At 37.7% G+C, this 20,694-nt stretch carries 17 protein-coding genes; 12 read left to right on the top strand and 5 right to left on the bottom strand.

What is annotated here, in order from left to right; translation table 11 throughout:
- Nucleotides 1-158: 158 nt before the first annotated feature.
- Nucleotides 159-2,888 (top strand): sodium-translocating pyrophosphatase, encoded by a 2,730-nt coding sequence (locus SFA27_RS12450; protein WP_407292367.1) that lies wholly within the window; start codon nucleotides 159-161, stop codon nucleotides 2,886-2,888.
- A 134-nt stretch (nucleotides 2,889-3,022) separates the two neighbouring features.
- On the opposite strand, the gene SFA27_RS12445 is transcribed toward SFA27_RS12450, so the two are convergent.
- A complete protein-coding gene (locus tag SFA27_RS12445) occupies nucleotides 3,023-4,162 on the bottom strand; it encodes an aminotransferase class I/II-fold pyridoxal phosphate-dependent enzyme (RefSeq protein ID WP_407292364.1) in 1,140 nt (379 codons plus the stop codon).
- 160 nt (nucleotides 4,163-4,322) lie between these two features.
- Here SFA27_RS12445 and SFA27_RS12440 point away from each other — a divergent pair, with 160 nt between their 5' ends.
- The 6 genes from SFA27_RS12440 to SFA27_RS12415 all read left to right on the top strand — a co-directional run bounded on the left by SFA27_RS12440 (nucleotide 4,323) and on the right by SFA27_RS12415 (nucleotide 9,661).
- Nucleotides 4,323-5,363 (top strand): M28 family metallopeptidase, encoded by a 1,041-nt coding sequence (locus SFA27_RS12440; protein WP_407292361.1) that lies wholly within the window; start codon nucleotides 4,323-4,325, stop codon nucleotides 5,361-5,363.
- A gap of 109 nt (nucleotides 5,364-5,472) precedes the next feature.
- Nucleotides 5,473-5,922, top strand: coding sequence for a GNAT family N-acetyltransferase (locus SFA27_RS12435; RefSeq protein WP_407292359.1), 450 nt, complete (start codon nucleotides 5,473-5,475; stop codon nucleotides 5,920-5,922).
- Nucleotides 5,919-6,281, top strand: a complete 363-nt coding sequence (locus tag SFA27_RS12430) for a VOC family protein (RefSeq protein WP_407292356.1) — start codon at nucleotides 5,919-5,921, stop codon at nucleotides 6,279-6,281. The genes SFA27_RS12435 and SFA27_RS12430 overlap by 4 nt, the downstream gene beginning before the upstream one ends.
- A gap of 11 nt (nucleotides 6,282-6,292) precedes the next feature.
- Complete coding sequence (locus SFA27_RS12425; protein WP_047375216.1) at nucleotides 6,293-6,793, top strand: endonuclease V; 501 nt, start codon at nucleotides 6,293-6,295, stop codon at nucleotides 6,791-6,793.
- A 153-nt stretch (nucleotides 6,794-6,946) separates the two neighbouring features.
- Nucleotides 6,947-8,122: an acetyl-CoA C-acyltransferase gene (locus tag SFA27_RS12420; protein ID WP_407292351.1), complete on the top strand. Its 1,176-nt coding sequence runs from the start codon at nucleotides 6,947-6,949 to the stop codon at nucleotides 8,120-8,122.
- A gap of 228 nt (nucleotides 8,123-8,350) precedes the next feature.
- The gene (locus SFA27_RS12415) at nucleotides 8,351-9,661 is read left to right on the top strand and encodes a T9SS type A sorting domain-containing protein (protein ID WP_407292349.1); all 1,311 of its coding nucleotides are present in this window, start codon (nucleotides 8,351-8,353) and stop codon (nucleotides 9,659-9,661) included.
- Nucleotides 9,662-9,755: 94 nt separating this feature from the next.
- Here SFA27_RS12415 and SFA27_RS12410 read toward each other — a convergent pair whose 3' ends face one another.
- Nucleotides 9,756-13,097, bottom strand: coding sequence for a DEAD/DEAH box helicase (locus SFA27_RS12410; RefSeq protein WP_407292347.1), 3,342 nt, complete (start codon nucleotides 13,095-13,097; stop codon nucleotides 9,756-9,758).
- A gap of 134 nt (nucleotides 13,098-13,231) precedes the next feature.
- On the opposite strand from SFA27_RS12410, the gene SFA27_RS12405 reads away from it, so the two are divergent.
- Together SFA27_RS12405 and SFA27_RS12400 are read left to right on the top strand one after the other, a co-directional pair.
- A complete protein-coding gene (locus tag SFA27_RS12405; protein ID WP_407292344.1) occupies nucleotides 13,232-14,029 on the top strand; it encodes an SDR family oxidoreductase in 798 nt (265 codons plus the stop codon).
- A gap of 77 nt (nucleotides 14,030-14,106) precedes the next feature.
- Nucleotides 14,107-15,021 (top strand): AraC family transcriptional regulator, encoded by a 915-nt coding sequence (locus SFA27_RS12400; protein ID WP_047375206.1) that lies wholly within the window; start codon nucleotides 14,107-14,109, stop codon nucleotides 15,019-15,021.
- A gap of 60 nt (nucleotides 15,022-15,081) precedes the next feature.
- Here SFA27_RS12400 and SFA27_RS12395 read toward each other — a convergent pair whose 3' ends face one another.
- Complete coding sequence (locus tag SFA27_RS12395; protein ID WP_407292342.1) at nucleotides 15,082-15,693, bottom strand: GNAT family N-acetyltransferase; 612 nt, start codon at nucleotides 15,691-15,693, stop codon at nucleotides 15,082-15,084.
- A gap of 193 nt (nucleotides 15,694-15,886) precedes the next feature.
- Here SFA27_RS12395 and SFA27_RS12390 point away from each other — a divergent pair, with 193 nt between their 5' ends.
- From SFA27_RS12390 to SFA27_RS12380, 3 genes are all read left to right on the top strand, one after another.
- Nucleotides 15,887-17,044, top strand: a complete 1,158-nt coding sequence (locus tag SFA27_RS12390) for an MFS transporter (RefSeq protein WP_407292340.1) — start codon at nucleotides 15,887-15,889, stop codon at nucleotides 17,042-17,044.
- Between the two features lie 121 nt (nucleotides 17,045-17,165).
- A complete protein-coding gene (locus SFA27_RS12385; RefSeq protein ID WP_407292336.1) occupies nucleotides 17,166-18,023 on the top strand; it encodes an AraC family transcriptional regulator in 858 nt (285 codons plus the stop codon).
- Nucleotides 18,024-18,114: 91 nt separating this feature from the next.
- Entirely contained in the window at nucleotides 18,115-18,765 is a 651-nt protein-coding gene (locus tag SFA27_RS12380; protein WP_047375199.1) for an HD domain-containing protein, read from the top strand.
- 60 nt (nucleotides 18,766-18,825) lie between these two features.
- Here SFA27_RS12380 and SFA27_RS12375 read toward each other — a convergent pair whose 3' ends face one another.
- Nucleotides 18,826-19,215, bottom strand: a complete 390-nt coding sequence (locus SFA27_RS12375; protein WP_407292332.1) for a hypothetical protein — start codon at nucleotides 19,213-19,215, stop codon at nucleotides 18,826-18,828.
- A 26-nt stretch (nucleotides 19,216-19,241) separates the two neighbouring features.
- The gene (locus SFA27_RS12370) at nucleotides 19,242-20,630 is read right to left on the bottom strand and encodes an MFS transporter (protein ID WP_407292329.1); all 1,389 of its coding nucleotides are present in this window, start codon (nucleotides 20,628-20,630) and stop codon (nucleotides 19,242-19,244) included.
- Nucleotides 20,631-20,694: the final 64 nt, after the last annotated feature.

Raw genomic sequence — 20,694 nt, 5'->3', positions numbered from 1 at the left:
TTATTCAATACCGTTTTTTTATAGATTTTGATCCATATTGTTTCGTTGCAGAATTATGATTATTTTGGATGATAAACATCATACTGTTAAGTTTTTTAATGCTTTGATGGTAATTATTTATTATATTTAATTTTCTATTACCAAAAAAATATTAAACTATGGATCTATTTGTGTTAGTGCCAATTTTTGGTGTCGTAGCGTTACTTTATACATTTCTTCAGAGCAACTGGGTAAATAAACAGAATGCCGGAAATGAAAAAATGAAAATAATCAGCGGTCATATTGCAGACGGTGCAATGGCTTTTCTAAAGGCTGAATATAAAATCTTAATGTATTTCGTGGTGGTAGTCGCCATTCTACTTGCCGTAATGGGATCAAGCAATGCCAACTCACATTGGAGTATTGGAATTGCTTTTGCTGTAGGAGCAGTATTTTCCGCATCAGCCGGCTTTATCGGAATGAAAATAGCGACTAAAGCCAATGTCAGGACAGCAGAAGCTGCAAGAACTTCACTATCGAAAGCTCTTAAAGTATCATTTACAGGAGGTTCTGTTATGGGAATGGGAGTTGCCGGACTTGCTGTTTTAGGATTAGGATCATTATTCCTGATTATTAAGCAGATTTTTGCGCCTGATGCCACAGTAGATTCTCATGAAATGGAAAAGACCATTGAAATTCTTACCGGATTTTCTCTAGGTGCAGAATCCATAGCCCTTTTTGCAAGAGTAGGAGGCGGTATTTATACAAAAGCGGCAGATGTAGGTGCTGACCTTGTTGGAAAAGTAGAAGCTGGAATTCCTGAAGATGATCCCCGAAATCCTGCAACGATTGCAGATAACGTAGGAGATAACGTAGGAGATGTAGCGGGAATGGGTGCCGACCTTTTCGGATCTTATGTTGCAACAGTTCTGGCAACTATGGTATTAGGCAGAGAAACGGTTTCCGATGATGCCTTCGGAGGCTTTGCTCCAATCCTTTTACCAATGCTGATTGCAGGAACAGGAATTATATTTTCAATGATTGGAACTCTATTTGTGAAAATTAATGATAATGAAGGTTCATCCACTTCCAGTGTACAGAATGCTTTAAACCTTGGAAACTGGGGAAGTATTGTTATTACAGCCATTTCATCTTACTTTCTGGTAACTTATATCCTTCCTGAAAAAATGATTTTAAGAGGGCATGAGTTTACTAAAATGGGAGTATTTGGTGCCATCATGGTAGGATTGGTTGTAGGTACTTTAATGAGTATTATTACAGAATACTATACCGCAATGGGTAAAAGACCTGTTTCCAGCATTGTGAAACAGTCTTCTACCGGACATGCAACAAATATTATCGGAGGGCTTTCTGTTGGTATGGAATCTACTTTACTTCCGATTATCGTATTGGCAGGAGGAATCTATGGATCTTATCTGTGTGCCGGACTTTATGGAGTTGCTATTGCAGCGGCAGGAATGATGGCTACTACAGCTATGCAGCTGGCGATTGATGCCTTTGGACCTATTGCTGATAATGCAGGCGGTATTGCAGAAATGAGTGAACTTCCCAAAGAAGTACGTGAAAGAACAGATATCCTGGATGCTGTAGGAAATACAACGGCAGCTACCGGAAAAGGATTTGCAATTGCTTCAGCAGCGTTGACAGCATTAGCATTATTTGCTGCTTTTGTTGGGATTGCAGGCATTGATGGTATTGATATTTACAGAGCAGATGTTTTGGCCGGCTTATTTGTTGGCGGAATGATACCGTTTATTTTTTCATCATTGGCAATCACTGCAGTTGGACAGGCAGCTATGGCTATGGTAGAAGAAGTAAGGAGACAGTTCCGTGAAATTCCTGGGATTTTAGAAGGAAAAGCACAACCTGAATATGAAAAATGTGTTGCCATTTCTACAGATGCATCCATCAGAAAAATGATGCTGCCTGGTGCTATAGCGATCATTTCTCCACTTTTAATCGGATTTATTTTCGGTCCTGAAGTGTTGGGAGGATTTTTGGCTGGTGCTACGGTATGTGGTGTTTTGATGGGAATGTTCCAGAACAATGCAGGAGGTGCCTGGGATAATGCTAAAAAATCATTTGAAAAAGGAGTGGATATCAATGGTCAGACTTATTACAAAGGTTCAGAGCCACATAAAGCATCTGTAACAGGAGATACGGTGGGAGATCCTTTTAAAGATACTTCCGGACCATCTATGAATATCCTGATCAAATTAATGTCCATCGTTTCTTTGGTAATTGCACCTACTTTAGCAGTATTGCATAAAGATAAAATCGAAGCCAATAGAAAGGCGAAAATTGAAAGTCTTACCGGTGTATCTGCTACAGCGGCTGGCCATACAGATCTTACAACAGTTCCGGTTTCCCCTGGTGAAGTTCAGGGACATCTTAATGAAAGTGGTGATTTTGTATATGAAACAGGAAATATTCAGAAAATAAAACTGGATGGAGGAAAAACAATTGCTATAGGAGATGGAAGCCAGCTTTACCAGCTTTATAATGTGGTGAAACAAAAAGATAAATCTGCCTTAGACCCCAATAAATGGTATACTATTGAAAACCTTTATTTTGAAACAGGTTCCAGTGATCTGAAAGCAGAATCCGCACTACAGTTGAATACTTTAGCTGAAATCTTAAATGCATATCCGGATTTGAAAATAAAACTCGGCGGATATACAGATAACAGTGGTAATGAAGATAGTAATATTAAGTTATCCAATCTAAGAGCTCAAACCGCGAAGCTGAAACTTCTTGAGTTAGGCATTTCTGCAGACAGAATAGAAGCGGAAGGATATGGATCACAGCATCCTGTATGTGAAGCTAATGATACTGACGAATGCAAAGCGAAAAACAGAAGGATTGATGTAAGAGTTCTGGCTCTTTAAAATCAATTTAAATACAATAGAAAAGCATCGCCCTGGCGGTGCTTTTCTATTGTATTAAAAAAATAAGCAAACAAAGTACCCATAATCATCTGTGAAAATCTGTGTAATCTGTGGGAAAAAATACATAGAAAAAATCAAAGATTCCTTTTTAAATGTTCTAAAGCCTGGATAATCAGTTCATCCTTTTTAGCAAAGCTAAACCTTACATAATCTGAATTTTGTCTTGAATTGTAAAAAGCCGAAAGTGGAAGACAAGATACTTTTTTCTCAATCGTAAGCCATTTTGAAAACTCCACATCCGTCATTGTTGCAGAAATATTCCTGAAGTTAACGATCTGAAAAACACTTCCTTCCGCCTGTTGCTCTACTTGGAGGGGAGTTTCCTGGATCAGCTGATTAAAAATATCTCTTTTATTCTGCATTATTCCTTTATTGATTGCCGGGTCAAATACATCCAGATACTTTGCGATAGCATATTGCGCCGGAGCATTGGCACTGTAAGAAATATACTGCTGATGACATTGAAATTTTACAGTTAAAGCTTCAGAAGAAAGCATGTAACTGACTTTCCACCCGGAAGTATGAAACATTTTACCAAAAGAAAAAATACAAAACGTCTTTTCCCTAAGCTCTGGATGCATAAAAGAACTGTAATGTTCAGCTTCGTCATAACAGTAGGTATCATATATCTCTTCAGAAATCAAATAAATATTACGGCCCTTAATCAGTTCATATAACTGATCCCATTCTTCCTTTCTCCATACTTTTCCGGTTGGATTCTGGGGAGAGTTTACAATAACAGCTTTGGTTTTTTCAGTAATGCAGTTTTTAAACAAATCCCAGTTGATCATAAAATCACTGCCAAGATCATAATAAACAGGGATTCCACCATTCATGACAACAGCAGGTCCGTAAGTATAGTAAGACGGCTGGATAATAATTACTTCATCATTCTGATTAAGAATTGATTTGAGGGAAGTATATAAAGCAAAGGTTGCACAGGGAACAATGGTGACTTCTTTATTTGTGATGCAGATTTTATTAGCCCTTTTGGCATTGAAACGGATGATACTTTCAATCAGAAGGGGATTCCCGGCAAGAGGTTCATAGTGATAAGTCTCTTTTTCGGCAGCTTCTTTTAAAAAAAATTTAAGTCGTTCATCAATATCAAAATCGGGAAGGCCCAGAGAAAGATCAAAGCTTCCGTGTCTGGTTGCCAGTTCGGACATTTCCGTAAAAAAGGAATAATGAGTAAATCCGTAAATTTTATCCACCTATTTTGTATTTTAATCAAATATAATAAAAATTCAATATTATTTTAAGTTTAAAATTGAAGTATTGTTAATTTTATAATGAATAACATATGATTTTGTGATTTTGATATCTCATGTGGGAATTCAATAAAAATTGTTATTTTTAAGAAATTTATTCTTTATGAAAAAAATACTTATCCCGTTATTGGGCATGGCTGTAGTGACCAGTTGTGGAACGGCAAAAATACCTGATGGGAATTCTTCACATCCTGTTTCTAGAAAACACAGTAAGGCATTTAACAATGCATACAAGGTGATTAACGCTGAGGATTTAAAGAAAAATCTGTATGTTATAGCAGCAGATGATATGGAGGGACGTGATACAGGAAGTAAAGGACAGAAGAAGGCGGGAGAGTATATGATTAACTACTATAAAAATCTTGGTATTTCCGGGCCTAAAGCATTAGGCTCATACTATCAGAAAGTTCCATCTGAATTTATGAGACAAAGAGGTGGAGGCAACCTTCCTGATTCTGAAAATATTTTAGCTTTTATCGAAGGAAGCGAAAAACCGGATGAGATTGTTGTGGTTTCCGCACATTATGATCATGTAGGTACAAAAAATGGAGTAGTATACAATGGAGCAGATGATGACGGAAGCGGAACTGTAGCTGTAATGGAAATTGCTAAGGCATTCCAGCAGGCTAAAAAAGCAGGAAAAGGGCCTAAAAGATCGATCCTTTTTCTACACGTTACGGGAGAAGAGCATGGATTATTTGGTTCAGAATACTATTCCGAAAATCCTGTTTTCCCATTAGCCAATACCGTTGTTGACCTTAATATTGATATGATTGGGCGTGATGATCCTGCCAACAGAGGAAAACAATATGTGTATGTCATAGGTTCTGAAATGTTAAGTTCTCAGCTTAAAGTAATTAACGAAGCAGCCAACAAGAGAACCAATAACCTGGAACTTAATTACAAATATGATGATTTGAATGATCCTGAACAATTATATTACCGTTCAGATCACTATAATTTCGCCAAACATGATATTCCTGTAGCATTCTTCTTTGATGGTATTCATGAAGATTATCATAAACCAACAGATGATCCTGAAAAGATTGATTACCAACTGTTAGAAAAAAGAACCCAGCTTATTTTTACAACAGCCTGGGATATTGCCAACAGAGAAGAAAGAATTGTGGTTGACAGAAAATAATCGTAAGATTTTAAGTTACACCAAATAGGAATCTTTGTCAAGGTTTTAAAACTTGACAAGGATTATGAGTAAAAAATATTTACGCCTTTGCGTTTATCAACAAATTACCATGAACATCATTATCCGAGAAGCAAGACCGGAAGATATTCCGCAAATACAGATTGTGAGAAACTCCGTGAAAGAAAACACACTGTCAGATCCAGGTTTGGTTACAAATAAAGACTGCGAGGAATTTCTTTTTCATAGAGGAAAAGGATGGGTATGTGAGGCAGAAGGTAAGATTGTAGGCTTTTCCATTGCTGACCTGAAAGAAAACAATGTCTGGGCTTTGTTCGTACATACTGATTTTGAAAACCAGAGAATCGGCAAAAAACTTCATGACATCATGCTCGACTGGTACTTTGAACAAAAGAAAGACAATCTATGGCTTGGTACTTCACCCGGAACACGGGCTGAGAATTTCTACAGAAAATCCGGATGGAAAGAAATGGGAACCCATGGAAAAGGAGAGATCAAGTTTGAAATGACCTATGAACATTGGAAAAATAAAACAGTATGACACCGAAGCTAAAATCCATCAGACCTTTTATCGGAGCACAGAATTTTGAGATCAGTAGAAATTTTTACAGAGATCTCGGGTTTGAAGAAGTTGTTCTGGAGCCCAAACTATTGCTGTTTAAGCGGGAAGAAATAGGCTTTTACCTTCAGGATTATTATACAAAAGATTGGGTTGATAATACCATGATCTTTATGGAAGTGGCCAATACAGATGAATTCTGGAAGGAGCTTTTATCTTTAAAGCTTACAGATGTTTATGAGAATGTAAAACTTACTCCTGTAAGAACGATGGAGTGGGGAAAAGAGTGTTTTGTGCATGATCCTTCAGGGATCTTGTGGCATTTTGGCGAGTTTTTTTAAGAGAATAGAATATGATTTACGCATTTGATACCTATTATTATGAGGATTATGCCAATACTGTATGTATTGCATTTGAGGATTGGACGTCTGAAAAAGAAGTGGAAGTTTTTGTAGAACAGACTGCTGTAAGCTCAGGATATGAAAGCGGGGCGTTTTACAAAAGAGAATTACCCTGCATTTTAAGTTTGCTGACGAAAATTGTATTAAAACCAGAAGATATTATCATTGTTGACGGATATGTTACTCTTGACAATGATGGGAAAATAGGTTTAGGTGGGCACCTTTATGAAGCATTGGAAGAAAAATGTCCTATTATTGGGATTGCAAAAAATGAATTTACAACTCCGGATTCCCAAAGGAGAAATGTGTTTCGCGGAGAAAGTAAAACACCACTTTTTGTGACGGCCAAAGGAATGGATGTAGATGAAGTTCAATTAAAAGTAGAACAAATGCATGGCACTTACAGAATGCCCACACTGCTTAAAAAACTGGATCAGCTGAGTAGAACATAAAAAGTTAAAGTCTTACTTATTACAGTAAGACTTTTTTAAAATATTTAATATACCAATCGGTATATTTTGATTATCTTTGTATTAGTCTCTTGTGAAAGTAAAGGGAATTTTTTTAATTATAAATATACCGATTGGTATTTAAAATTAATTCAAATGAAAGAAGTATTTATATTAGCTGCAAAGCGATCTCCGGTAGGTGGTTTTATGGGAAGCTTGTCCGGGCTTACAGCTCCTCAGCTTGGAGCAGCTGTAATTAAAAATGCCTATGAAAACATCGGATTGGCTCCGGAGCATATAGACAGTGTGTATATGGGAAATGTGCTCAGTGCCGGACTGGGCCAGTCTCCTGCAAGACAGGCAGCTATTTTTGCTGGAATTCCCGTAGATAAAGATGCAACAACGGTAAACAAAGTCTGTGCTTCCGGAATGAAGTCGGCAATGATTGGTGCTCAGCAGATTCAGCTTGGCCTGGAACATATTGTGATGACCGGGGGTATGGAAAGTATGAGCAATGTTCCACATTATGTTAAACTTCGTCAGGGAACAAAATTAGGAGATACCAGTCTTACGGATGGTGTGATCAAAGATGGTCTGTGGGATGTATACAATGATTTCCATATGGGAAGTGCAGCAGAGTTGGGTGTGAAGAAATATGGATTAACACGACAGCAGCTTGATGAATACGCTTTGTTTTCCTACCATCGTGCTCAGGAAGCAGCGAAAAACGGTAAGTTCAGCAATGAATTGATCCAGATATCAACTAACGGAAAGAAAGGACCTATAATTGTAGATAAAGACGAAGATATTGATAAACTTATTCCGGAGAAGATTTCTCTTTTGAAACCGGCATTTGAAGCAGATGGTACACTCACAGCCGCTAATTCCAGTAATCTGAATGATGGAGCTGCAGCAATACTATTAGGATCTTCACAGGCTCTACAGCAGCATAATCTTGAACCCTTAGCCAAAATCATAGCATATGCAGACGCGGCTCAGTCCCCGGAATGGTTTACCACTTCTCCGTCTATTGCCATTCAAAAGGTGCTGGAACAAACAGGTCTCAGTTTATCCGATATTGATTATTTCGAGATTAATGAAGCATATTCCTCAGTTATCTTATCCAACCAGCAGATTTTGGGTTATGATCTGAATAAAGTAAATGTATATGGTGGTGCGGTTGCTTTGGGACACCCTATTGGTGCTTCAGGAGCAAGAATTATCACAACATTAGTTAGTGTACTTCGTCAGGAAAAAGGAAGATTGGGGATAGCTGCCATCTGTAATGGAGGAGGCGGAGCGTCTGCTGTTCTCATCGAAAATGTAAGTTAACCGATTAGATTTCACTCTTTAAAGCAAAAAGATCTTTCTTGAAAAATAATTTAAGGAAGATCTTTTTTATGGGTAACAGATTGATTATCCATAAGTAAATTAAATTATTTAACATTCATTAATTGAATGCAAACCACCTATTTTTACTAAACTGACAAATATCATTACATTGTTATTTTTATTCATTCTAAATAAATATAAATTTGTCTCAAGAAATTTAATCAAAAAATGAAAAAAATAACTACTCTTTCTGGTATTGTACTTTGTTCACTGGCAAATGCACAACTGCAATATTGCATGCCTGCGTTCCAGTATGGAGCTGACAGCAATATGATCAGTAATGTTACCTTCGGAAGCATTAATAATTCATCGCCGGTTCAGTCCGGAAATGCGCAAATTTATGAGAATTTTACATCAATGTCTACAGATTTGCAACCCGGAAGTAATTATAATATATCTGTAACAGGTCCTTCCAGTACATTTCCGAGTGATGTAGTTGTTTTTATAGACTTTAATCAGAATGGTAATTTTGATGATGCTGGAGAAAGCTTCTACATTGGGAGACTTGAAGCAGCCAATCCGGCCAATGCATTTACGATCAATAATATTATAACAGTTCCTGCGAATGCTGCCAGTGGAAGTACAAAAATGAGGGTTCTCAAAAATACAAATGTCCAGGCCTACTCAAATCCAGCAGCTGCTAATTCTATAAGCTCAGCTTGTGACGCCAGCTTAAGAGCAGGGCAGGCTGAAGATTACACTGTCAATATTGTCGGAAATACAGCTAATTTCCCGGCTCCTTACTGTGGTACTGAAAATGTGACCAGCCTTACGGTAAGCGAAATAAGTAAGGTGGAATTTGCAGGAACTGTAAGAAACAGTGCCATTGATGGTAATTCAGACGTTCTTGAAAATTTTACGGCGACTGTCTTTACTGTAAACCGCGGAAATAGTTATCCTATAACGGTAACAGGAGGTACTCATGGACAGAATACTGTATCAGTGTATGCTTACATTGATTTCAACCATAATAATCAATTTGATGCTGATGAGAAGTTTAACCTGGGTTATCTGGATAATTCCAATCCGGTTACTACAACAGAATCAGGAATTACATCTGGTACTATTACAATTCCGGCAGGAGCACAGCTGGGAGAAACCCGTTTCAGATTGGTAAAAGCATATGAATCCAGTTCATGGATGGGAACTTTGGAGAATCTTCCTTGTCCTTCAGGATGGTTTATAGGGCAGGCAGAAGATTATACGCTTAATATTCAACCGGAAAGCCTTTCCACTGTGGATGTTTCTAAAGATACTTCTGCCAATGCTAAAATATATCCAAACCCTACAACAAATTCGGTGAATATCAGAATGAAAGAAGGGCTGGAGAAATATGAAATTTACAATATGTCAGGGCAGAAGATGTTGGAGGGAAGTTCGATGACAGTTTCTATGGACAATTTTATCCCCGGAACATATCTTATTAAAATCCTGACAAAGAATCATAAAACAGTCACAGAAAAGATTATTAAGAAATAGACACATCATATCTAAATCATATCCATATCAATTTTTGTTTTTTAATCGACAGGTCCTTTACCTGTCGGTTTTTATTTTTAAAAATATTTAAATATTATGAACCGGACTCCAGTAAATCCATAAGATCCTGTTTAGAGAATCCCTGAAGTTTTTTTCCATCAGTGGTGAGCAGATTCTGAGCCAGCTGTTTTTTCTTTTTCTGAAGGGTGAGAATTTTCTCTTCTACGGTATTTGAGCAGATCATCCGGACGGCAATTACATTTTTGGTCTGTCCTATACGGTAGCTTCGGTCAATAGCTTGGTTCTCCGCAGCAGGATTCCACCATGGGTCTACAAGGTAAATATAATCAGCCTGCGTTAGGTTGAGACCAACACCACCAGCTTTTAAGCTGATAAGAAACACCCGGATATCATCATTTTTCTGGAAATTCGATACTTTTTCTCCTCTGTCTTTAGTTTGTCCCGTTAAATATTCGAACTGGATATTGCAGCGTTCCAGTTCTGTCTTTATCAGATCCAGCATTCCGACAAATTGTGAGAAGACCAGAATTTTATGATCTTTTGATTTCCCAAGGATCTGTTCCATCAAAATCTCGATTTTAACGGCATTTTCACCGGAATATCCCTCTTTCATCAAGACAGGAGAATTACAGATCTGTCTGAGCCTGGTAAGTCCTGTAAGAACATGCATGCTGTTTTTGTTCAGGTCATCGTCATCATTGGCCGCAATAAACTCGCGAAGCTCTTTTTCATAAGCGTCATAGATTTTGCGCTGTTCTGCATTCATTTCACAGTAGATAACTGTTTCTGTTTTTTCAGGAAGCTCTTTAGCCACCTGTTTCTTGGTTCTTCTGAGGATAAATGGCTTTATCTTTTGCTGAAGCTCAGTGGCACGTTTACTGTACTCGAATTTATCAATAGGAATAGCATAAATATCTTTAAAATACTGCTTGCTTCCCAAAAGTCCCGGACAAGCAAAAGAAAGCTGGCTGTAAAGATCAAAAGTGCTGTTTTCAACAGGAGTACCGGTCAGTACAATCCTGTTTCTCGATTGAAGCAGCCGAGCCGCTTTATATCTTTCCGAGTTTGGGTTTTTAATCACCTGTGATTCATCCAGAAAAATATAATTGAAATTAAAATTTTTCAAAAACTTAATGTCCGAAAGAAGCATTCCATAAGTAGTGAGGACTACTTCATAATCAGGCATATGAGTCGTTGTCTTTGGCCGGTCTGCTCCATAATGCAGCAGGACTTTTATAGAAGGCGCAAACTTGCTGATCTCGTCCTGCCAGTTGAAAAGCAGGGAAGTAGGAACTACAATAAGATTCGTGGTGTGTCCCCGTTTTTCCCTCTGAGAAAGAATGAAAGCAATAATCTGAATGGTTTTCCCAAGTCCCATATCATCTGCGAGACACCCTCCGAAGTTGAATCCGTCAAGAAAATTAAGCCAGTTCAGCCCTTCATGCTGATAATCTCTGAGTTCAGCGTTAAGTTCAGCCGGGATATTGACGTTGGGAATATTTTTTACTTTGGAGAACTTGGTGGAATACGTGGTGAGTTCCTCCTGAACTTCCTGGCTCAGGATTTCCTTTTCAAATAATGAGGTAACTTCCGTAAAATTAATTTTCGGAATCTTTAAGAGCTCTTCGTCAATTTCTCCTGCATGAAAGTAAGCCGCAATCTTTTTCACCCATTCTTCAGGGAGAATCCCCAGGCTGCCATCGTCCAGCTGAACGAATTTACTTTTATTACGGATCGCCCGGTGAAGCTGTTTTAAAGAGGCTTCTTTAGGACCAAAACCCACTTTTAATTTAGCATTAAACCAATCCAGGCCACTGGTAATCTGAATGTTGATTTTTGCCCGGTGGGAATTTAATTTGTTGTTTTTTAACTCGTTAAAGCCTAATATCGTTATCCCTTCATTCCTCCAGATCTCAAATGCATCAAGAAACCAGTTGTTATCCAAGAATTTATCCCTGTGAAGATAAAAATACTGATAGCCGTCCATCTGCTCTTCAAAATCAGGGTGCTGTTGCATGATCAAAGAAGTAAAGCGGGCTTCTGCCGATTCATTTCTCTCTATTTTAAAGGGATTTCCATTCTGGTCCGTATCAAAAAGCTGTTTCCGGGAATACACAGGAACTTCTACGTCTCCGTATTTCATTACCGGTGTGATTCCTATATAATTTTCCTGTTGGCGGAGATAAATTACTTTTTCAGTCTGAAAATTCTTATCTTTAAGCTGTACTTTTGTTGCAGGCTGTATGTAGCTGTAATTTATATGAATACGTTCTTCTATAGCAGAGAGGATGTTTTGCATAAACACTTCATATTTTGAAGAATGAACCAGTAGAATTTCATTATTGGCCTTGAAGAACCGGATGATTCTGAGCATGTCCGGATCATCTACAAAGCTGAAAATGTTTCGGTTATATACAAAATACTCATTTCTGAGAACAATATTTTTGAAAGGAATGGAAATGTCATTAAACAGTAATTCTCCGGTTATTTCATAAAATGGATCTTTCTTAAATACAGATAATTGAACCTCGGCATCTAAAGTATTTAATTCAACGTGAGAAAGTGACTTTGCGGAAACCGTTTCTGCAATTTCCCGGTCGTGATAATAGACTTCCAGCTGAAGAGGATTCTGTACGATGAGTTTTAAAGCTTCCAGTTCCGAAGGGTTGTAATCTTCATTGTAATTATTCTGGAAAGAGGTAATGGCTGTATAAAATTTAATGTCTGCGGGTTTCTCTGCTTTCCAAATTAACTGCATGGCATCTACAGAAGTCACAGGATTTTTGATCTTGCCTGCCTGTGTTATTTCAGCTTCCATTAGGGAGAAGGTCATGTGGTTATAATAACGGTGCTTACCGATAACCAATATTTGTTTTTTTCCTGTTTCCAGCACAGTCAGTTCATCCAGTCTGGAAGGAAGCTGAGGAAGAAGATCTCTTTGAAGCATCACCTCATCTACAGGAAGCATTTCCTTGATCTTAGGAAGGATTTCAATTTTATCCTCTCTATATTCAAGCTGAAAATATTGATCCAGATCCGGTTCATTTTCCAGTCCATATCCTTTGGCTTTGGGGAGAAGGGCTTTTTTACGGAGAATATCATCAAAAAAAATGCGGTAATTTTTATCCTCAATAATACAATGGATAATTTCTGCCTGATGGGAACAAAGTTGGTCTTTCTGGTTATCACACGTGCAGGAGCAGAGTAATGAACTGCCAACCTTGCTGATGCTGACCATTGGAAAATCCTGTAATGAAGATTGCTTTGTAAATATTCCTGTATTGTTTTCAATAGCAGCAGGGTAGATTTCGCGAAAATCCCTGATTCCGATAAATGCACTGTCTGAGGTATGTTTCAGCAGGTCATATACGGAAAGTGTACTGATATTGATGTTGTCAAGAATATATTCTGCCATAAAAATAGATGGAGACAAACTTACAAAAAACAAATGTATTTAAGAATCCGTTTTGGCTACAGCTTACCCCATTTTGGCAACTCCTGTGTTTCTTCTAATGCTGAACTTTGTCCTGTAATTTTAAACAAAGAAAAATGAAAACAATTTTTATAACAGGTGCTTCTACAGGATTAGGAAAAGCAACTGCCCAATTATTTCAAAACAATGGATGGAGAGTAATCGCTACCATGAGAACCCCTGAAGCTGCTGCTGATCTTGCAGGTTTGGAGAACGTAACTGTACTTCCATTGGATGTTACCAATCCGGAGCAGATTAAGTCTACAGTAAAACAGGCTCTTGAACTTGGAGCAATCGATGTGGTATACAATAACGCAGGATATGGTTTAATAGGACCTTTGGAAGCGCTTTCTGATGAGCAGATCGTAAAACAGCTGGACACGAATTTACTAGGGGTTATACGTGTTACACAGGCATTTATTCCTTACTTCAGAGAACAGAAAAAAGGAATGTTTATTTCTACAACGTCTATAGGAGGACTTGTTGCATTCCCATTGGGCTCTACTTATCATGCTACCAAGTGGGCGCTTGAAGGATGGAGCGAAAGTTTAGCTTTTGAGCTTAATACTTTAGGAGTTGATATTAAAACGGTCTCTCCGGGAGGAATCAAGACCGATTTTGTAAGCCGCTCTCTGGACTCAGCATCCAGCCCTGCTTATGAAGATATGACGAACTCTCTGTTTTCTAAAATGGAAGGAATGATGGAAGCTGCTTCTACCCCTGAGCAGATTGCAGCAGTAGTGTATGAGGCTGCTACAGACGGTAAAAAGCAGCTGAGATATGTAGCCGGAGAAGATGCTAAGGCGATCTATGCACAGCGTCTTGAATTAGGTGATGAAGCATTCAGAGAGCAGTTTGGCAAACAGTTTATTTAATCAGGTTTTTGGAAGACAGTATAAAGTAAATCACATTTATACTGTCTTTTCAACCAAATAATTTATAATTTTATATCATGGAAAAGAAAGATAACATTCCTCTGAAAATTTCATCCATATCGGAACTGCACGACATGTTGCAGCTCCCTAAGCCGCTTCATCCGTTGGTAAGTCTTGTGGATAATACAAAGATGAGCATTAAAAAAGATATGCTCAAGAGAAGCTTTATCCTGAATTTTTATAAAATTTCGTATAAATATTCTACTGTTGGAAAAATGGGTTATGGACAGGGATATTATGATTTTAATGAGGGAGGAATGATGTTCACGGCACCTGGACAGGTTCTTTCCACTGATGAGAATGCGGAATACTGCGGTTATACGTTATTGGTACACCCGGATTTTATAAGAAGCTATCCTTTAGCAAAGAATATCAAAAACTTTGGTTTCTTTTCTTACGATACAAATGAGGCGCTTCATTTATCTGATCAGGAAAAAACAATGATAACTGGACTACTTGATAATATTGGAAATGAATTAAATACAGCTATTGATGAAGTGAGCCAGGACGTTATTGTTTCTTATATTGATGTTCTTCTCAATTACAGCAACCGTTTCTATAAAAGACAGTTTATCACAAGAAAGGCTGTAAATAGTGATCTGTTGACAAAAATGGATGTTGTACTGGAAAACTATTTCAATCAGCAGGAAACATTGAATAAAGGGCTTCCTACAGTAGAGTTTCTGGCCTCTACACTCAATCTGTCACCGCATTATCTGAGTGATATGCTTCGCAACCTTACAGGATTAAATGCCCAGCAGCATATTCATGAAAAACTGATTGAAAAGGCAAAAGAATATCTTACCACTACAGGTTTTTCTGTATCTGAAGTAGCATATGCACTAGGATTTGAGCATCCGCAGTCATTCAATAAGCTGTTTAAAAAGAAAACGGATAAAACTCCTCTGAGTTACAGGCAATCTTTCAATTAGATAAAAAATACCCGGTTCAAATGTCGGGTGTTTTTATTTTTATACTGACTTTGAATGTTTTTAGTCAGGATTTTGTTTTTCTTTTATCAAAACTTCAATTTTGTTTTTTGCAGTTGCCCATTCATCATCCAAAATACTGTAATAAGCTGCATTTCTTGTACTGCCATCGCTGAGAATTTTGTCTTTGCGTAAAATACCTTCAAATACACCACCGATTTTTTCGATGGCTTTTCTTGATCTGAAGTTATCATCTTTGGTTTTCAATTGTACCCTGTTTGTTTTCAGCACATCGAAGCAGAAGGTGAGTAGTAGTAATTTGCATTCAAGGTTGATGGCTGTTCCCCAGAATTCTTTGGTGATCCATGTCCATCCGATTTCCAGTTTTCTGTCTGCCGGATATATTTCAAAAAAACGGGTGGAACCAATCAGTTTTCCGGTTTCTTTATAGCGTATTATAAACGGGTATTGATTCCCGGTTTCTCTTTCTGACAAAGCAAATTCATACGTTTTATAAAACATTGTTTCCTCTGAACAGTCTGTAGGAATCATTTCCCAAAGTTCTTTATCTGAAGCAGCAGCATATAATTCTTCAAAATGCAGTTTTTCAAGAGGAATTAATTCCACTGTTTCTCCTTTCAAAACTGTCGGATAGGGAATCCATTTTTCTTTCATGATTCATTTTTATACATCGAAATTAATGAAAAATGAATATCCGTGTTCAAAAAACAAAGTGATTTTCTACCATAATAATCTAGTGCATTTCTGTTATTGGTTAAAATGGAACATAAAAATGACAAAAATGAACTAGATTTTAATGGGTGTGTCTATCTAAATTTGCAGAAGGAATTTTTATCATCCTGTTATAATGAACGAGAGAGAATCTTTTAATGCAAAAATGCCAACAGCCTGTTTTTTACTTTTCTTTGCCCATGGACTTGTCTTTTCTTCCTGGGCGAGCCGAATTCCTATCATTAAAACCGCGCTTTCCATCAATGAAGCACAATTGGGAACACTTTTACTTCTCATGCCGATAGGGCAGCTTTCAACAATGGTTTTAGCCGGAAAACTGATCAGTATCTATGGAAGCAGCGGCATTATTAAAAGATGCTTTTTGCTGTATCCTTTTTTTCTTTTGTTAATTGGTTTATCACCTTCTTACTGGACGTTGGGTGTTGTTCTGTTCTTCTTTGGAGTTTCCGGGAACATGTGTAATATAGCAATCAATACCCAGGCCATTGAAATAGAATCTATAACGAAAAGAACCCTTCTTTCTTCTTACCATGGAGCCTGGTGTTTTGCGGGGCTTACAGGGGCTGTTGTTGGTTTATTAATGATCAACCTTCATGTAGGAACCTTTTACCATTTTGTTGTTATTTTTATTCTGGTAGGAATACTTTGGTTCTACAGTAAAAGAAATCTGACCAATATTATCCATAAGGCAGAGCCGCAAACCCGTTCAATATTCAAGGCTGTGAATCCTACACTGGTTGGCTTGGGAATTATAGGATTTCTGAGTATGGCGATTGAAGGTGCTATGTTCGACTGGAGCGGGGTTTATTTTCAAACTATAGTTAAAGCCCCGGAAAATCTTGTTATACTGGGATATACAAGTTTTATTTTAATGATGACTTTAGGTCGTTTTATCGGGAACAGGATCATTGAGAAATATGGAAAAAAGATCGTTCTGCAGTGTTGTGGTATTCTGATGAGCGGAGGCCTTTTTCTAAGTGTTTTCTTCCCGGAACTGTGGATCTGTATCATTGCTTTTATGATTATTGGCCTTGGTAGTTCGCTGAGTGTGCCGTCCGTTTATAGTACAGTTGGAAAGGTAAGTACGGTAGCTCCCAGTATTGCATTATCATTTGTTTCCAGCATTTCGTTTTTAGGATTTCTGATGGGGCCGCCTCTTATCGGGTATATTGCTGAAAGTTTTGATCTCAGATATTCATACGGTCTTTTTGCCTGTTTTGGGATTTTACTGGCGGTTATGGCCGGGCAGATGAAAGTATTCAGAAAATCATAATGAATCTCTTTTGCTGGGAATTTTGTCATCGGTTAAGAGTTTTTTGATATGTTTTAGCTTATGATCGTTGATTAATCTTGCAATTCAAAATACTCTTTATCTTTATTAAAAATTTATTTTCATGAAACCGGTCTCAGGAATTGTAACCGAAACTACTATTCATAATTCTTTTTCCATAAAAAGGCTGGAGGATGATGTTCCATATTCAGAAGAATGGGTAAGACTCAATTATCATCATATTGTAATAATTGAAATTGGTAAAGGAGTACTTACGATAGACGAACATTCTTTTGATATAGCAGCTCATGAAATTTTTTTATTGGCTAAAGGCCAGATCTGCAGGTTTGAAAAAGTGTCTTCTGTTAGTGGTTATCATATTTCTTTCGGAGACTGTTTTTGGGAAAGAGTGCCTTCCAGTGCCAGTAATTGCAAGGCGGTCTTGTTTAATAACGCGGCTGCAAATCAAAAATTAATGCCGGATCAGACGGAAATAAATGAATTTTTAAACTTATTTAAAAATTTACTAACGGAATACAACGTTGAATCTTATACCAATCAAATGGATGTGCTGGCTGCCTATTTAAAGATTATCATGATCAAGCTGGCTAACGTAAAAATTGTAAAAGAAGAAACTTTTGACAGCCAGGATTATATCATTTACCGCAAATTTATGGAGCTGTTGAGCAGTAAGTATCATATTCTGCATGCGGTAAATGACTATTCAGAGCTGCTGAATATTACCCCACGGAGATTGAGCGAACTGTGTAAACGATGTGCTAATAAAAGCGCAAAAGAAATCATCAACGGACAGATTATTGCAGAGGCCAAAAGACTTCTTCAGTTCAGTTCTCATTCTGTAAAAGAAATTGCTTATCTGCTTAATTTCGGTACCTCAGAACAGTTCAGCCACTTTTTTAAGAAAAATACAGCAATATCTCCTGCAAACTATCGCAGTAATTTCATTCATATCGGAGTTTAATCTTTACCGAAATTTTGACATGTCATCGGCATTTATTGCTATTCTCAGGCATCTGTAATCACGATACCTTTGGATAAAATTATGTAAAGAGATGTCAGTAAATCGTATGAAAGAAGTTGCGGGAATCATCATCCCGGACAGTAAAATTGCCACAGAAGCAACGGATCTTCTATTGGAACACGGAACAGAATTTATTTACAATCACTCCCTGCGAGTTTTCCTGTTTTCCTCATTAAATGCAAAGCGGGAAAACAAGGCGCATGATTCAGAGCTGTTGTATGTTGCATCCGTGTTTCATGATCTGGGACTTGTTTCTCATTACAGCAGTCCTGATCTGAGATTTGAGGTAGACGGAGCCAATGCAGCAAGAGACTTTTTGAAAGGTCATGGTATTGCCCAGGATAAGCTTCAGCTCGTTTGGGATACCATCGCGCTTCACACTACTATTGGAATTGCAGAACACAAAGAGAATGAAGTCGCCTTAATGTATTCTGGAGTTGGGCTGGATGTGATGGGAGAAGGATATGAAAACTTGAGTACCGGAAATCGGGAGGAAATTATCAAAGCTTTTCCGAGAAATAATTTTAAAAAGAAAATTATTCCCACTTTTTTCGGTGGTTTTGAGCATAAAACAGAAACTACTTTTGGAAATATTAAAGCTGATGTTTGCGCCTTCATGATTCCGAATTTCCAAAGAAAAAACTTCTGCGACTGTATTTTACATTCGCCGTGGTCTGAATAAGCAAACTATACAGCCCTGAATATCCAAGGATAAACAGGGCTGTTATAAAATTATGGATATTTATATCCAGTTTTCTATGAGATGAAGCCAAAGTGCTTTTTCTTTATTCAGCAGAAAGATAGCTGATGATTTTCTTTTGGTTGTGACATCTCCTGTAACCTGAGTTTCAATATAAGTGGCCAATCCATGATGCTCAGAATGATTTGTTTCTATATTCTCAACCCGAATAGTGCGTTCAGGAAACTTTCCAAACACAGTTGGTAGCCAGTCTCCAAGCATAGGTAGAGTAACAATATCTCCGTTTCCATTAATCATCTTGAAATCAGGAGAGAATCCGGATAATAATTCCTTATAAAGATTTTCCTGATTTTCTGTTTTGCCTTGAAACCATTTTTCAATATTCCTGTGAAATTCTTCAATTTCCCAAATGATCTTTTCTGTATTGTTCATATTTTAAATGTATAGTATTTATTGATTTAAACCTGTTTTTCATCAATGAATTTTCTTAATCTGTTTCCTGCCCATAGTCCAACTACCTGAAAAATACCTATTATTCCTACAGACGCTGAGAATGCATCTGAGAATCCCAGAACTTTTATCAGATTAAAAAATAATGTTCCAATAACAGCTCCTCCGGTCACACTGCCAATCTGAATGCCAATGCTTACCAGACCGGAAGCCTGTCCCGCTTTATCTTTCGAAACCAGAGAAATGGCTGTCCGCATCATAACCGGCATAATGGTGCCATGCCCGAATCCGGCTATAAACAAAGAGATATGAGTGATTAAAGATGGTTTTTGCTGAAAATAAAAAGCAGCTGCACTTATCACAAAACCTGTCATCAACAATCCCAATCCTACGTAGATCACTTTAGCAGCGCTCAGTTTTATCCGGCTGGTAATCAAAGGTCCCAGGAAAAAAGCAAGCCCATATGGAATAATGGCCAATCCTGTCTCCATTGAATTCTTATGAAGAAACTGCTGCAAATAATAAGGATAGCAAATGAATAAACCTGCGGTAAAATTGTAAAAGAAAATGATCAGAAGGCTTAATGCAAAAGGTTTATGCTGCAGCAGTGCCGGATCTACAAGTACCGGACGATTTTTTTTCAGCTGCTTTATCTCGTATTTTAGAAACATGATTGATAAGAAGATTCCGGTAAATAGAATTCCAAAAATCCACCATGCCCATTCAAATTTTTGTCCAAAAATAAGAGGACAGATAAGCATAAGCAAAGCCAGAATTAATAATAAAGCTCCTGTAAAGTCAATACCTGTCTCTTCTTTCTTATTACCATTGTTCATGGTAAAATGTACACCCAGAATACAGATAATCGTAATCGGTACATTCACAAGAAATACCATTTCCCATGAAAAACTTCCCCAATGCATGCTTAAAAGAACTCCGCCAAGCAATTGTCCAACCACAGAAGCAAGACCAAATACCGAGCTGAAAAGACTTACTGCTTTAGGCTGCTCCTGATTACTGAAAAGATCCTTTATAGAAGCCAGTACCTGAGGAGCCAGCAGTGATGCTCCGACCCCTTGAAACAGTCTGAAAATGATCAGCCATGTAACATCAGGAGAAAATGCACAGGCGAGGGATGAAAACAGGAAAGTATATAACCCTGATATAAACACTTTTTTACGGCCGTAAATATCACCCAGCCGTCCGCCACAAACAACAAGCGCTGCATAAGTAAGCCCATAAATAGCAATAACCATCTGAAGCTGATGATCGCTGGCACTGAATGCTTTTTTGATAGACGGCAAAGCCATATTTACAATAAAATAATCCAGAGGCGAGAGAAAAGCACCTGTGATCAGAAAATTGAGTGCCTGCCACCGTTTCGGATGTGTATTCATATTTTTTTATGCAAAATTACCCGCTTTATGTTCTGTTAAAATTGTACTTTTGGAGGAAAAACCA

Origin of the sequence: Chryseobacterium sp. HR92 (assembly GCF_045689405.1) — a bacterium.
Lineage (GTDB): Bacteria > Bacteroidota > Bacteroidia > Flavobacteriales > Weeksellaceae > Chryseobacterium > Chryseobacterium viscerum_A.
This window is presented reverse-complemented; position numbering and strand designations above follow the sequence as displayed.

Excerpts from the sequence above, each read along its gene's own strand:
- SFA27_RS12450 (WP_407292367.1), top strand. The coding sequence starts at position 159 with ATGGATCTATTTGTGTTAGTGCCAATTTTTGGTGTCGTAGCGTTACTT.
- SFA27_RS12440 (WP_407292361.1), top strand. The coding sequence starts at position 4,323 with ATGAAAAAAATACTTATCCCGTTATTGGGCATGGCTGTAGTGACCAGT.
- SFA27_RS12435 (WP_407292359.1), top strand. The coding sequence starts at position 5,473 with ATGAACATCATTATCCGAGAAGCAAGACCGGAAGATATTCCGCAAATA.
- SFA27_RS12430 (WP_407292356.1), top strand. The coding sequence starts at position 5,919 with ATGACACCGAAGCTAAAATCCATCAGACCTTTTATCGGAGCACAGAAT.
- SFA27_RS12425 (WP_047375216.1), top strand. The coding sequence starts at position 6,293 with ATGATTTACGCATTTGATACCTATTATTATGAGGATTATGCCAATACT.
- SFA27_RS12420 (WP_407292351.1), top strand. The coding sequence starts at position 6,947 with ATGAAAGAAGTATTTATATTAGCTGCAAAGCGATCTCCGGTAGGTGGT.
- SFA27_RS12415 (WP_407292349.1), top strand. The coding sequence starts at position 8,351 with ATGAAAAAAATAACTACTCTTTCTGGTATTGTACTTTGTTCACTGGCA.
- SFA27_RS12410 (WP_407292347.1), bottom strand. The coding sequence starts at position 13,097 with ATGGCAGAATATATTCTTGACAACATCAATATCAGTACACTTTCCGTA.
- SFA27_RS12405 (WP_407292344.1), top strand. The coding sequence starts at position 13,232 with ATGAAAACAATTTTTATAACAGGTGCTTCTACAGGATTAGGAAAAGCA.
- SFA27_RS12400 (WP_047375206.1), top strand. The coding sequence starts at position 14,107 with ATGGAAAAGAAAGATAACATTCCTCTGAAAATTTCATCCATATCGGAA.
- SFA27_RS12395 (WP_407292342.1), bottom strand. The coding sequence starts at position 15,693 with ATGAAAGAAAAATGGATTCCCTATCCGACAGTTTTGAAAGGAGAAACA.
- SFA27_RS12390 (WP_407292340.1), top strand. The coding sequence starts at position 15,887 with ATGAACGAGAGAGAATCTTTTAATGCAAAAATGCCAACAGCCTGTTTT.
- SFA27_RS12385 (WP_407292336.1), top strand. The coding sequence starts at position 17,166 with ATGAAACCGGTCTCAGGAATTGTAACCGAAACTACTATTCATAATTCT.
- SFA27_RS12380 (WP_047375199.1), top strand. The coding sequence starts at position 18,115 with ATGTCAGTAAATCGTATGAAAGAAGTTGCGGGAATCATCATCCCGGAC.
- SFA27_RS12375 (WP_407292332.1), bottom strand. The coding sequence starts at position 19,215 with ATGAACAATACAGAAAAGATCATTTGGGAAATTGAAGAATTTCACAGG.
- SFA27_RS12370 (WP_407292329.1), bottom strand. The coding sequence starts at position 20,630 with ATGAATACACATCCGAAACGGTGGCAGGCACTCAATTTTCTGATCACA.